The organism is Acetobacter senegalensis (assembly GCF_001580995.1).
In the GTDB taxonomy this organism is placed as follows: Bacteria; Pseudomonadota; Alphaproteobacteria; order Acetobacterales; family Acetobacteraceae; genus Acetobacter; species Acetobacter senegalensis.
Window position 1 is genome coordinate 51,547 of the sequence record NZ_LHZU01000141.1, and the last position, 12,714, is coordinate 64,260.

Here is a 12,714-nt window from a genome sequence, read left to right on the forward strand (position 1 = left end):
GCCCTGTCACGCAGCTTTCTTCCCTACTCTGGTGTGATACGGCACCGCGCCCTATATGAGAGGCACCTGTTTCTGTTAACGGAGGCCCTGTTATTCATGTCTGATGCGCCCCTTCCTTCTGATACTCAGGACGCACTTGTTCCTGTTACCGTGCTCACGGGTTTTCTGGGTGCTGGCAAAACCACCCTGCTCAACCATATTCTGACCGCCGAACATGGCCACAAATATGCTGTTGTGATTAACGAATACGGTGAACTCGGTGTGGATAATGACCTTGTGGTCGATGCCGATGAAGAAGTGTTCGAGATGAACAATGGCTGCATCTGCTGCACCGTGCGCGGAGACCTGATCCGTATTCTGGGTGGTTTGATGAAGCGCCGTGGCAAGTTTGACGGCATTATTATTGAAACCACGGGCCTGGCAGACCCCGCCCCCGTAGCCCAGACCTTCTTTGCGGATGAAGACGTACGCGCCAAAACACGGCTGGATGCTGTGGTGACGGTGGTGGATGCCCTGAATATCCTGCAAACCCTGAAGGAAAGCCCGGAAGCGCATCAGCAGATTGCATTTGCCGATGTCATGATTCTGAACAAGACAGATCTGGTGGATGATGCACAGTTGAAACAGGTGGAAGACACCCTGCGCAGCATCAATGCCATTGCCCCCATCCATCGTGCCCAGAAAGGCAATGTGAAGCTGACGGACGTTATGGACCGCGGTGGCTTTGATCTTCAGCGCGTTCTGGAACACATGCCGGACTTTCTGGAAAACCCGGAACACCACCATGAAGAGGATCTGAGCAGCGTTTCCCTGACGGTGAAGACCCCGCTGGATGCAGGCAAATTCCAGATGTGGATTGGCGCACTGCTTCAGGAAAAAGGAGCGGACATTCTGCGCACCAAGGGAATTCTGAATTTTGAGGGCCAGCCTGACCGCTTTGCCTTTCAGGCCGTGCACATGATGGCGGATGGCAATAACATCGGCCCATGGAAAGAAGGTGAACCCCGCGAATCCCGTCTGGTGTTCATTGGCCGCAACCTCAACCGGCCCCAGCTCCGCCGTGGGCTTGAAAGCTGTGCCGTAGCATGAGCGAGACCCTGACCCTGCGTGGCCTGATTGAAAAACGGGGCGCATCCCGCGTGGTGGAAGGCCATATCACGTCTTGCGCTGCCTCCCGCGATCATCAACGCTTCGCCTTCACCACAGGCGAAGGGGATGTGATTGTCGCCCATCGGAGCGATCTGACCGATGCGGCAAGCTGGAATACCTATGCGGTGCATGATGGCCCAGCCCTCTCCGTAGCACCTGACACCGACCCGCATGGTTTTTTAACGGGTGGTGATGATGGGCGCCTGTGCCGTCTGGACATGCACGGGGAGATTGAGGAACTGGGCAAAAGCCGCCGGTGGGTGGAACATGTGCTCAGTTATGTGGACGGCAAAGCGTCCTACATTGCTGCCGCCATGGGCAAGCAGGTTGAACTGCGGGACGCTACCGGACGCACCGTGTTAAAAACGTTCGAGCATCCCTCCTCCGTGTCCGGCATCACGTTTGACGCCAAGGGCAAGCGGCTTGCGGCCTCACACTATAACGGCGCTTCGCTGTGGTACACGCAGTCCAAGAGCAACAACCCGCGCCTGCTGGAATGGAAAGGCAGCCATATTGGTATTGCCATGCACCCGCAGGGCGAAGCGTTGGTGACTGCCATGCAGGATAATGATCTGCACGGCTGGCGGCTGTCTGATGGCCACAACATCCGCATGAGCGGCTACCCCACCAAGGTCCGCTCGCTCTCTTTTTCGGCCAACGGTAAGTGGTTGGCCACCAGTGGGGCGGATGTGGTTGTCATGTGGCCGTTCTTTGGCGGTGGCCCCATGGGCAAACCGCCAATGGAGCTGCCCGGTGCCGGTGGCGCGCTGTGCACCCGTGTGGCGTTTCACCCGGAGCAGGAAGTTGTTGCAGCAGGATTTGCCGATGGTACGGTGCTTATGATTGAACCTGCCACGGAACGAGTGCTACCAGTCTCCTTGGGCGGTAATGGTCCCATAAGTGCTCTGGCCTATAGCGCAGATGGCTGCATGCTGGGTTTTGGCACGGAAGAAGGACTGATCGGTCTGGTCGATCTGGCCGCTGCCTGACGCAGGTCTGCCAGACCGTGTGCGTCTGGCAGACAACATTTGCGTGACCTCAAGAAGCAGTGCGTTGCGTCTATCCGCTTCTCGCCAAATAGGTGAGAAGCAATGGAGGGTTAATTTGGTATGAGTGATCAGTTTCGGTTGGTGATTGTGGGTGGCGGTATTGCCGGGCTCGCTCTGGCCACGCGCTTGGGCAACAGCCTTGGCCGTGCGGGCAAGCTGGATATTACCCTGGTGGACAAAGGCTTTGCCCATGTCTGGAAACCCATGCTCCATTGCTTTGCCGCTGGCACAGCCCGGAACGAGAATGATCGCATAACCTTCATCTCCCATGCGGCGGGGCATGGCTTCCGCTTCTGCTATGGTGAAATTGCCGGGCTGGACCGTACCAACCGCCGCATCACGCTCGCGCCGCTGGTAGAGCAGGATGATGAAGACGTCATTCTGGAAGAACGGTATCTGGATTATGATGCCCTGATCTTTGCCATCGGCAGTCGCGCCAATGATTTTGGCACCCCCGGCGTGGAACAACACTGCATCTTTCTGGATAACGTGGTTGAAGCAAACAACTTCAATGAACGCTTCCGCCATGCGCTGCTCCAGTCCTACGGGCGCGGCACACCGCTTGATATTGCCATTGTGGGCGGCGGCGCGACCGGCGTGCAGTTGGCGGCGGAACTCCACAAGGCGTTAGAGATGGGCTCCCTCTACAACTTCACGCCCCAGACGCCAGAAATGCGTGTCACGCTGCTGGAAGCCGGACCGCGTATCCTGCCTTCCTTCCCGGAAGATGTATCGGAAGGTGCCCGTAAACAGCTTGAAGCACTGAAAATTTCCGTGCGCACGGGTGCCATGGTCTCCGGTGTGGATGAGAAAGGCTTTATCCTCAAGGATGGCTCACGCGTGGATGCCCAGTTCCGTGTCTGGGCCGCCGGGGTGAAAGCACCGGATGTCACCCGCGTTCTGGATGGTCTGGACTGCGCCCGTGGCGGGCAGCTTGTGGTCAAACCCAATCTCCAGACCACACAGGATGATCGGATTTTTGCTGTCGGGGACTGCTCTTTCATTACTGAAAATCCGTTCCCGCCCACGGCACAGGTTGCACGGCAGGAAGCGCATCATCTGGCAAAATATCTGCCGGACTGGATTTTGCACCAGAAGCCGGTGCCGCCCTTCAAATTCCATAACAAGGGCGCCATTGTCGCCTTGGGCAGCTACAACGGCTGGGGCGCTTTTGCCGATGGCAAAACGTTTGGCGGCGGAGCCCTACGCGGCCTGAGTGCGCGCCTGGGGCATACAGCGCTCTACCGCCAGCATCAGATTGAACTATACGGTGTGACACGCGGCCTGATTGCCTGCTTTACAGACTGGCTGGATGGATTTGTGCGACCGCCGGTACGAATGGACTGACGCACCCCCTCCCCCATTCGGGCGAGGAAGCACTCATGACTATGTGTTCTACAACCATGCGCTTTTCAAACCGCATGGTTCCATAAAAAGAAAACCCCTGCGCGAACACATCACGCAGGGGTTTTCTTTAGAGAGTCTTTACCAACAGGCTGGATCAGTTCAGTCGAGATACTTTGCTGTGCCTTTATTCAAACCTTCAATAAAGTGTTCGCACAGCATTTCCACAACTTCTCCCTTGGTGTTTTTCAACCGCACCTTGCACTCTCCGTCATTGACGGTGCCCAGCATGGTGTAATGGGTTCCAGAAACTTCAACCTTGCGGCCTTTTACAGTCATTTTCCACTCGTCCTTATTCGGCCTTGATGGCAATATGCCGTTCAGCCGGTTTGCTTTCTGCCTTTTTGGGCAACGTAATAGTCAACACACCCTGCTTGAGAGCGGCAGAAATCTTCTCCACATCCACATCTTCCGGAAGCGTGAATGTTTCCTCAAATGCTGCAAACTGACGCCCGCTAACGTGATGCTTCACGGGCTCTTCCGTGACTGGCTTTTTCTTTTCACCGCTGATTGTCAAAACACCATTGGATGTGCCGAGCTTGATATCTTCCTCGGAACATCCAGGCACTTCCGCAACAATCTGATAGGCTTTTGCTGTTTCTGTAATGTCAGTTGCCCCAAAACGGTGCGCTGCACTGGCATCGGGTGCCTTGTAATCTTCAAACAGGCGGCTCATCTGGCGCTGGAGCGCTGTGAACGGATCAGCCACGCGTACGCTCCCAACCGGAACACGCACAACAGGGGAACGACCATTTGCTGAATACGTCATCTCATCCTCCTCTTTCCAGAGGCGCTACCATCCGTAGCCTCTGAACAGGGCGCATGATTTCGTGTTTCCGCTCACTCTCCTTTGATCCAGATCAATTAATCCGGAGAACAGTCAGAAACGCCGCAATGCGTATATCGCATGGCATGGGTCTTCATTGTTTTATGAAAAACTCTTCCATTTATATGAATAAATCAAAACACCCATCCAGACCCACGGCACCGTACAGCAAAAGAGGATAGTACGCCTCCACCCCCTACCAGCTTCAATGACGACCCTCGCGCGCTGACAGTTGCCTCTTCCCGTTCTTCCTCTTCCACAAAAAAAGACGGCAGAGCTTTTCACTCTGCCGTCTCCAACCTGACCTTCCGTGAAGACAAAGAAGGCATCCTGACCGAATGCCTCCTGTGCCCTAATCAGGCAGGCACACGTTCCTTCAGGAACTCTTCCGTCTCTTTATTGACCTCTGATGCTTTTTCCAGCTGAGGCAGATGCCCCACGCCCGGCAGAATATGTTTCTTTACAGAGGAAGGAACATTATCGGCACCTGCTACAGGCAGCACCTCATCGGCCTCTCCCCAGAAAAGCTGTACGGGCACTTTCGCCGCATCCAGCACAGGGCGCAGATCATCACCCTGCTCCCCATTGGGGAAGCAGGCCGCAGCAATGGTGCGCAGGGCGTCACGCGCCCCATCCAGACGGCGGGCACGCATGACGCTATCCACCATCTTCCGGCCTATCAGGCTTTTGTCATGCACCAGCTTTTCAAGTTCCTGCTGCATGGCGCGGTTCCGGTCCGCTTCAATAAAGCCGGTAATGAACGCCATGTTCACAGCCTTCTCCAGCCCGGCTGGCGCCAACAGGGAAAGAGAAGCGACTTTATCCGGGTGCTCACGCAGCAATGTGAGCGCAATACCCCCGCCCAGAGAGTGCCCCATAACATGCGCCTTGGGAATGGAGAGTGCCTCCAGCAGATCCCCCACAGCGCGCGCCAGACCAACAAGAGAACCGTCCTTCACCGCTTTGGTCGATGCACCATGGCCGGGCAGATCAAAGGCTATCACCCGGCGGCCAGAGGCAAGAGCATCCTGCGTTAAAAGCCAGTTGCTGATATCACCGCCAAACCCATGAATGAGCAGAAGCGGTAGGTCATCTCCAGTCCCGACATCGCGCACGTTCAGACTATACTCACCAGCCTGCACCTGATGAGGTTCCGTATCGGCAGAGTTTGCTCCCTCCGCTTCTTCACCCGTGCTCTGTTCTGCCTGGAAACGGGTCACAAAAGCCTCGATATCCGCATCAGACACAGCAGGGTCAGCCAATACGCCAATCAGCGCACCAACGGGCAGCGTTTCACCGGCTGGTGCCACCTGCTTGCGCAGCACCCCTGCCGTGGGGCTTTCATATCCGCTGGTAATCTTGCTGGTTTCAATATCAGCCAGTTCATCACCCTGCTTCACGCTCTGCCCCGGTTCCACCAGCCAGGAGGCAAGTTTGCCTTCTGTCATGGCCAGACCGAATTTGGGCATTGTCAGGGGTACAATGGTATTTGTCATGGTTCAGGCAACCTCACGCGCATGCTGTTTCATGACGTTTTTCACAGCAGCTTCAATTTTTTCTGCACTGGGCATATAGAGTTTTTCAAGCGGTGTAGAAAATGGCACTGGCGTATGCGGTGGCACAACCCGCACAATCGGAGCCTTAAGCGCCCCAAAGGCACGTTCCGCCACAAGGGCTGAAATATCGCAGGCCATGTTGCAGCGTGGGCTGGATTCATCCACCACCACAAGGCGGCCCGTTTCTTCCACACATTCCAGAATGGTGTCTTCATCAAACGGGGATGTGGTGCGGGGGTCGATCACGGTACAGGTAATACCCTGTTTTTCCAGCCGATCCGCAGCTTCATTCGCCATGCCAACCATGCGACCAATGGCCACAATGGTCACATCCTCCCCTTCGCGCGTCAGGTTCGCCTCCCCAAACGGGATGGTGTAGGATTCATCAGGAACATCTTCCTCATCATCATACATCACCTTGTTTTCAAGGAAGATGACCGGATCATCATCACGGATGGCTTCAATCAGCAGCCCCTTGGCCTCATACGGTGAGGAAGGAATAACCACTTTCAGCCCCGGAATATGCGTAAACAGCGGATAAAGGGACTGGCTGTGCTGCGCGGCCGCATTGAACCCGGCGCCATACATGGCACGGATAACCATGGGCGTGCGGGCCTTGCCGCCAAACATATACCGGAACTTGGCTGCCTGATTAAGCACCTGATCCAGACAGGACCCGATAAAATCAACAAACATCAGTTCTGCCACCGGGCGCAGGCCCGTTGCCGCAGCACCTGCTGCTGCCCCAATGTAGGAGGCTTCCGAGATCGGGGTATCCAGCACACGGTCTTCCCCAAATTCGGTCAGGAGACCCTTGGTCACCCCCAGCACGCCACCCCACGCATCCTTCACGCCGGATGTGCCGCCACGGCCGCCAGCCACATCTTCCCCCATCAGGATCACGCGCGGATCACGCCGCATTTCCTGCCGCAGGGCTTCATTAATGGCCTGACGAAAACTCTTTTTACTCATTGTCTTTTCGTCCTTCTGTCCTGCCGGGCCGCACAATAATGCTATAACTGCTTACTGCGTTTATAGTGTGCTGCCAGCCGGCTCTGTTTCTGTTTGCCAGGTGGGGCTCAGTATTTCACATACACATCAGCCATCAGGGCTGAGTCTTCCGGCCATGGTGCTGCCTTGGCGGCAATCACGGAGCTTTCAACTTCATCCGCCACGGCTGCATCAATGTCATCCAGCGCGCTGGCTTCCAGCAGCCCGGCAGATGTCACCCGCTCACGGAAATGCTTCAGGCAATCATGGTTTTCTTTTTCTTCCGCCACTTCACCAGCAGCGCGATAGCTCATGGCATCGCCTTCAAAATGCCCATACCACCGGCTGAGATGCACATGCAGCATCACCGGCCCCTTGCCTGAACGGGCATAGTCAACGGCTTCACGTGCTGTTTCATACACGGCAAAGAAATCCGTGCCGTCACATTCCATGTAAGGCATACCAAACCCGGCGGCGCGGTCTTTCTGTGTGCCTGAACATGCATAAGACGCACCTGTGGCTTCACCGTATCCGTTATCTTCCACCACAAACACGGCTGGCAGTTTCCACACACTGGCCAGATTGAGGCTTTCAAGGGTAAAGCCCTCGTTTGAAGCGCCATCTCCATAAAAGGCAATGGCCACGCCATTATCTTTCAGAATTTTATGGGAAAGGGCCGCACCGCAGATCAGCGGCGGGCCGCCACCAACAATCCCATTGGCGCCCAGCATACCCTTGGAGAGATCCGCAATATGCATGGAGCCCCCCTTGCCCCGGCACACGCCCGTCTGGCGGCCGTAGATTTCAGCCATCATGCCGCCAACATCCACGCCCTTGGCAATGCAATGCCCGTGGCCGCGGTGTGTGCTGGCAATGGTGTCATTATCCGTCAGATGCGCGCACACGCCCACTGCGGACGCTTCCTCGCCACAGTAAAGATGTACGAAGCCGGGAATTTCCCCTGTGGCAAATTCCACATGCAGCCGTTCTTCAAAGGCGCGAATGGTGCGCATGGCCCGATACGACTGAAGCAGTGTTTCTCTGGCAATCTGCATGGTGGAGATCCTTCCCCTTATTATTGAGCGTTATGACCCGAAAGTTAGAGTGCCAACGCCCCCATGTTACGTACCGTTGCGCATACGTCAGCTCAATTCATGCGATTCACGCATATGTGAATTTCTTAATTTTTATGATACACTTTTGTTACTCCGTAACCGGCCTCGGCATGAGAATTGAAGGAATGGAAGCCACCTCGTCGCCTTACTTTTGCAGCCCATCCCGGCTATAATTTTCACACTTCTGAAAAGAGTTTGTGAGGAAAAATGCCTCACCTTGCCGGAGACGACAAATGCAGCCGCCCATTCCCCGCATTCCGGATGAGACACTCCGCAAGCTGATTGCCGTCTTCTATGCGCGCGTGCGCAAGGACCCTTTGATTGGCCCGGTCTTCAACGCATCCATTTCCGATTGGAACGCTCATCAGGACACATTGTTCCATTTCTGGGCCTCCCTTCTGTATGGCAACACCGGCTATAACGGACGCCCGGTGCCAGCCCATTTCAAGCACCGCGAGCACATGACGCCTGAGGCCTTCACGCGGTGGCTGACGCTCTGGCGCCAGACCACCACAGAACTCCTTACGCCGGAGGCTGCTGCGCTATTACAAAACCGGGCTGAATGCATCGGCAACAGCTTCCAGCGCGCCATGTCCTTTCAAAGTGGCGTGTAGCGCGGTCTGACCCGCCACATCATCAGGAACAGTGGGGCTCTTTTCCTGAAAATCTGCGGGGTTCAGCCCCATTTTCACCATGAAAACCCGTTAACCCTCCGGCACATTCCTTCTGCCGGACACACCCCGTATGCACCCTACAGGTTCCGAGGCCCTCTCACCCCCGCCCCGGCAGCGCAACAGGCGAATTGATCTGCTAAGGGGCGTCGCCATTCTGCTGGTGCTGTTTCACCATTTCTGCATCGCCTACCCGCTCAACCATTCCTCACTTGCCATGCTGCTAACGCCAGAAGGCGTGCGTGCCGTCGCCCGCAACGGTAATTATGGCGTAACGCTCTTTTTTGTCATTTCCGGCTTTCTGATCACCGGCAACGCACTGGCCCGGTGGGGGAGCCTTGCCGCGCTGGATGCCCGGTCTTTCTACGCCTTTCGCATAGCGCGCATTGTGCCCTGCCTGCTTCTGCTCCTGTGTGTGGTGAATGCTCTGGCGCTGGCAGGCCTACCCATTTTCGCCACACATATCCCCGGCATGTCACCACTGGCCGCCATGATACGCGCCAACCTTGCCGCCCTTACCTTCAGCACAAATGTGTTTATTGCCCACCATGGCTGGGCCAATTACGCATTGGGTGTTCTATGGTCTCTCTCGGTGGAAGAAGTGTTTTACATCACCTTTCCACTTGTGGCTCTTCTGCTGCGCAGGCTGCCATTCATTCTGGTCTTCTGGGCCCTGATCGCCCTGATTGGTCCGTTCTACCGCATGGCCCATCAGAATGATGAATCCGGTTTTCTGTTCGCTTATTTTGCCTCTTTTGATGGCATCGCCATTGGCTGCATCGCCGCCGTTCTGGCCTCCAGATGGCGGTTGAATGAACGAATGGCGCGCATCCTCCAGCCTGTCGTCCTTGCGGGTATGGTAACGCTTTACCTCTATCGCTCAATTGGGGGCACCAACATCTGGGGCGTATCCGCCATGGCGCTTGGCACGGCCCTGCTGCTGATAGCCTCTGTTCCGCATGCGGAGGGGCGCTTCATCTCCCACGTGCGGTTATTACGCACTGTGGAATGGACTGGCCGCCTGAGTTACGAACTTTACCTGTTCCACCTGATTATTCTGGGGCTTTTACGCACCATTCTGCCTGCCAGCACCATCAGCGCTACCGGGCCTGATCGGCTGATGATACTGGCCGTTTTCTTCGCTGCGTCCTGTGGCGTTTCCAGTTTGATTGGACGCTTCTTTGCCGAGCCCCTTAACCAGACACTCAGGGCGCGCCTGAAACAGCAACCACCAAAAATAGTAATTGAAAACTGATAAATTTGAAGGGAATGGTTTGAACGCCCGATGCCGCGCATCGGCGCTCATGGCCAGTTCACTAAGACGCCACAAGGCCGCTTGGCCGACAGTCATACTCTCTGCCACGCGGCAATCTGCCGTCACAGTTTCCGTCATCCTGCTTCAGTAAAAAAGCAGGATGATGGCCTGCATTACGGGGCTGCCAAGGGTTCAATAGGCCAATCCACCCGCGCCAGCGCACGTGGGGCCAACCATGCCATGATCGCAGAAAAGGGAAGCCCCACGAACAGAAGCCTCCACAACCATTCGGGTAGCGAATGTTCGGTAAACAGCAGGGTAACGCCCAACTGCACACAGACAAAACTGCCCAGAAGATTGAAGACATGAATAACACCGGGGCGTGTTTGCCGGGTAAAGAGCAAAGGCAGGCTGGGCAGGTAACTGGCCCCCACCATGACTGAAAAAATTGCCCCCATGCACAAAGGTAGTTCTGCCCACTTCTCAGCCCCAAACGCAATGCCCAACGGCGCGCAGAACAGCGCCGCCAGTGCTGCTGTCTGCACCGCCCGTTTGGCGTGTGTGGTATAAAGTGCACGCGCAAAGTCCGCCCGTGTGCCGTAACCTGCCAGATTGAGCAGAAAAGGCCAGTCCGCCCGCACCAGCATCCATGACGCCAGACCATTGGCCGAAATCATGCAGATCATCTGCGGTGCCATCAGCATGGATTTTCTGATAGCGGCCCAATGCAGCATGCCGCCTGTCTGGAAGGCTTCAAAAACTACGTTCATGATAAAAAGAGCAATCAGAACAACCACACTGCTTGCCAGAAACCCGGCAGGCCCCGGCGTAACCATGGTGTTGGGCACGGGCGGCTTGCGCAACCATGGGAACTGCCACTGCATCAGGCGCATGATCCCGCTGCCAGCCTGCACATCACTTGAGGGTTTGATCGCACCGGACTGTATGGCAGGAGAAGCCCCACCCCCGTAGCCAGCTCCAGATGCTCCCTCCGCAACAAATCCTCTTTCGGCAAGCCCTCCTTGCGGGCGGGATGCTGGGAACCGTGCCTTGGCCGCCTGAAGGACTTTCCGCCTGTTTTCATAACTGGTCGATGCGGCTGTTAATGCGTCCCCTCCTGGCAGAGCCACAGGCTGAGGCCGATGACTAAGTTCGATCACGGTCAGGGCAAGCCCTACCGCCAGAAGTCCCGCCGCCACATACCATGGTGCTGATAGAATACGCTCCTGCGCCTGCGGAAACATGAAGGCGACAAACAACACAAACACCATGAACATTCGCAACCAGCGAACGGGCTTGCGCAGGTTTTTAGGGCCGGTCATATCGCCGCTTACGCCCAACGCTAGACAGATGGCTTCCTGCGCCAGCACGTTCAAAAACGGTGCACCAAGACGAAGCAGAGGAACCGCCAGCAAAAGCACCACCGCCGCCAGAACAAGCAGCGCGGCCCCGTATTCAGCCTCAATCATGCCCGGCGTCATGCTGGCAAGGGGGCTCCTCACCTGCCGCCAATACTGGCATGCCACCCCGGTAATGGCTGCCTGCAAGCCAAGCCACCACCATGTACCAAAGGATTGCGGCAATTTGAACAGACCATTCTGCCAATGCGTGGCGGAGTGATCGGTAAAGGCGATGAACAACGCCACGCCCGTCCATAACAGGCCGGTAAGTAACGTATAGTTTTCCCGCCAGAAGATGGGCGTGGCATACAGCCGCAACGCATGCAGGATATTTTTCATCGTGACAGCGCCAGAAACAGTGTTTCCACATCCGGCTGCTGCACGGCCACGCCCTGCCCCAAGGCGGCATCATCCAGCCCCGGTTGCCAGCCAGAAACCCACACCCCGCCATCTTCTGCCAGCGCCAGCACTTGCACCCCCCACTCGGGCCGTGGCAATGCGGACAGGTGCCTCACCTGCCCCTGCAACACGGCTTCAGACACATCCAGCACAATCTGCCCGCGCCGCATGATGACAAAGCGATCACAGATATTTTCAAGATCAGAGATGATATGAGAGGAAATCAGGACCGTAGCACCATGCTGGTGCGCATATTCCGGCAGCAGGCGCATAAAATCATGCCGTGCCTGAGGGTCCAGACTGGCAACGGGTTCATCCAGCACAATCAGGTCAGGCCGGAAGCGGAGCGCCAGAACAATGGCCAGGCGTTGCCTTTCCCCACCCGAGAGGGATTTGATACGCGCGGTAGGGTCCAGTGCCGCCCATTCCAGCCACCGATCATCCTGAGGCGTGTCAGCGGGCCGATACCCGGCCAGATAGGTCAGCAGTTCCCCCACCCTAAACCATGTAAATCCTGTCAGGGTTTGCGGCACGAACCCTATACGGTTGCGCACTTGCGGCGTGAGGGAATTTACATCCTCACCAAACAAGCGGATTTGCCCGGCATCGGCTGAAAGAAACCCCAGCAGACAACCAATCAGCGTGGTCTTGCCCGCACCGTTCGGCCCCAACAGAGCCGCTATTTCGCCCTGCGCCAGTGTCAGATTGAAATCATTCAGCGCCCGCTTTGTGCTGAACTCTTTGACAAGATGCGTAATTTCCAACGGTAAAACAGGCTCTGACACGCGTGTGCTCCATTGCGGTATGTCAAACCTGATGGTGCCGGACTGATCTGAAAGCCGTCAAGGGTTTGATGAAACAAAGAATTTTTCAGAAATTCCGCGCTATCCTTCTTTGCCT

At 56.2% G+C, this 12,714-nt stretch carries 12 protein-coding genes; 5 read left to right on the forward strand and 7 right to left on the reverse strand.

The genetic code is table 11. The features are described from left to right. Positions 1 to 96 precede the first annotated feature (96 nt). From AD948_RS13060 to AD948_RS13070, 3 genes are all read left to right on the forward strand, one after another. Positions 97 to 1,089, forward strand: coding sequence for a CobW family GTP-binding protein (locus tag AD948_RS13060; protein ID WP_061472300.1), 993 nt, complete (start codon positions 97 to 99; stop codon positions 1,087 to 1,089). Further along, complete coding sequence (locus AD948_RS13065; RefSeq protein ID WP_006558113.1) at positions 1,086 to 2,138, forward strand: WD40 repeat domain-containing protein; 1,053 nt, start codon at positions 1,086 to 1,088, stop codon at positions 2,136 to 2,138. Before AD948_RS13060 ends, AD948_RS13065 begins: the two co-directional genes overlap by 4 nt. A 120-nt stretch (positions 2,139 to 2,258) precedes the next feature. Then, complete coding sequence (locus AD948_RS13070) at positions 2,259 to 3,545, forward strand: NAD(P)/FAD-dependent oxidoreductase (protein WP_006558112.1); 1,287 nt, start codon at positions 2,259 to 2,261, stop codon at positions 3,543 to 3,545. A gap of 159 nt (positions 3,546 to 3,704) precedes the next feature. Here AD948_RS13070 and AD948_RS18415 read toward each other — a convergent pair whose 3' ends face one another. The 5 genes from AD948_RS18415 to AD948_RS13090 all read right to left on the reverse strand — a co-directional run bounded on the left by AD948_RS18415 (position 3,705) and on the right by AD948_RS13090 (position 8,029). Next, positions 3,705 to 3,881: a hypothetical protein gene (locus AD948_RS18415; RefSeq protein ID WP_006558111.1), complete on the reverse strand. Its 177-nt coding sequence runs from the start codon at positions 3,879 to 3,881 to the stop codon at positions 3,705 to 3,707. A gap of 13 nt (positions 3,882 to 3,894) precedes the next feature. Then, positions 3,895 to 4,371 (reverse strand): Hsp20/alpha crystallin family protein, encoded by a 477-nt coding sequence (locus AD948_RS13075; RefSeq protein ID WP_006558110.1) that lies wholly within the window; start codon positions 4,369 to 4,371, stop codon positions 3,895 to 3,897. Between the two features lie 413 nt (positions 4,372 to 4,784). Then, a complete protein-coding gene (locus AD948_RS13080) occupies positions 4,785 to 5,924 on the reverse strand; it encodes an acetoin dehydrogenase dihydrolipoyllysine-residue acetyltransferase subunit (protein WP_061472301.1) in 1,140 nt (379 codons plus the stop codon). A gap of 3 nt (positions 5,925 to 5,927) precedes the next feature. Continuing rightward, entirely contained in the window at positions 5,928 to 6,956 is a 1,029-nt protein-coding gene (locus tag AD948_RS13085) for an alpha-ketoacid dehydrogenase subunit beta (RefSeq protein ID WP_006558107.1), read from the reverse strand. Positions 6,957 to 7,063: 107 nt separating this feature from the next. Then, complete coding sequence (locus tag AD948_RS13090; RefSeq protein ID WP_006558106.1) at positions 7,064 to 8,029, reverse strand: thiamine pyrophosphate-dependent dehydrogenase E1 component subunit alpha; 966 nt, start codon at positions 8,027 to 8,029, stop codon at positions 7,064 to 7,066. Positions 8,030 to 8,322: 293 nt separating this feature from the next. Here AD948_RS13090 and AD948_RS13095 point away from each other — a divergent pair, with 293 nt between their 5' ends. Together AD948_RS13095 and AD948_RS13100 are read left to right on the forward strand one after the other, a co-directional pair. Beyond that, complete coding sequence (locus AD948_RS13095; RefSeq protein WP_061472302.1) at positions 8,323 to 8,703, forward strand: group III truncated hemoglobin; 381 nt, start codon at positions 8,323 to 8,325, stop codon at positions 8,701 to 8,703. Between the two features lie 130 nt (positions 8,704 to 8,833). After that, positions 8,834 to 10,015, forward strand: coding sequence for an acyltransferase family protein (locus AD948_RS13100; RefSeq protein ID WP_061472303.1), 1,182 nt, complete (start codon positions 8,834 to 8,836; stop codon positions 10,013 to 10,015). A gap of 173 nt (positions 10,016 to 10,188) precedes the next feature. Here AD948_RS13100 and AD948_RS13105 read toward each other — a convergent pair whose 3' ends face one another. Further along, positions 10,189 to 11,754 carry a hypothetical protein gene (locus tag AD948_RS13105; protein WP_061472304.1) on the reverse strand — a complete coding sequence of 522 codons (1,566 nt, stop codon included), beginning with the start codon at positions 11,752 to 11,754 and terminating at the stop codon, positions 10,189 to 10,191. Continuing rightward, entirely contained in the window at positions 11,751 to 12,599 is an 849-nt protein-coding gene (locus AD948_RS13110; protein WP_082782448.1) for an ABC transporter ATP-binding protein, read from the reverse strand. The genes AD948_RS13105 and AD948_RS13110 overlap by 4 nt, the downstream gene beginning before the upstream one ends. Between the last annotated feature and the right edge of the window lie 115 nt (positions 12,600 to 12,714).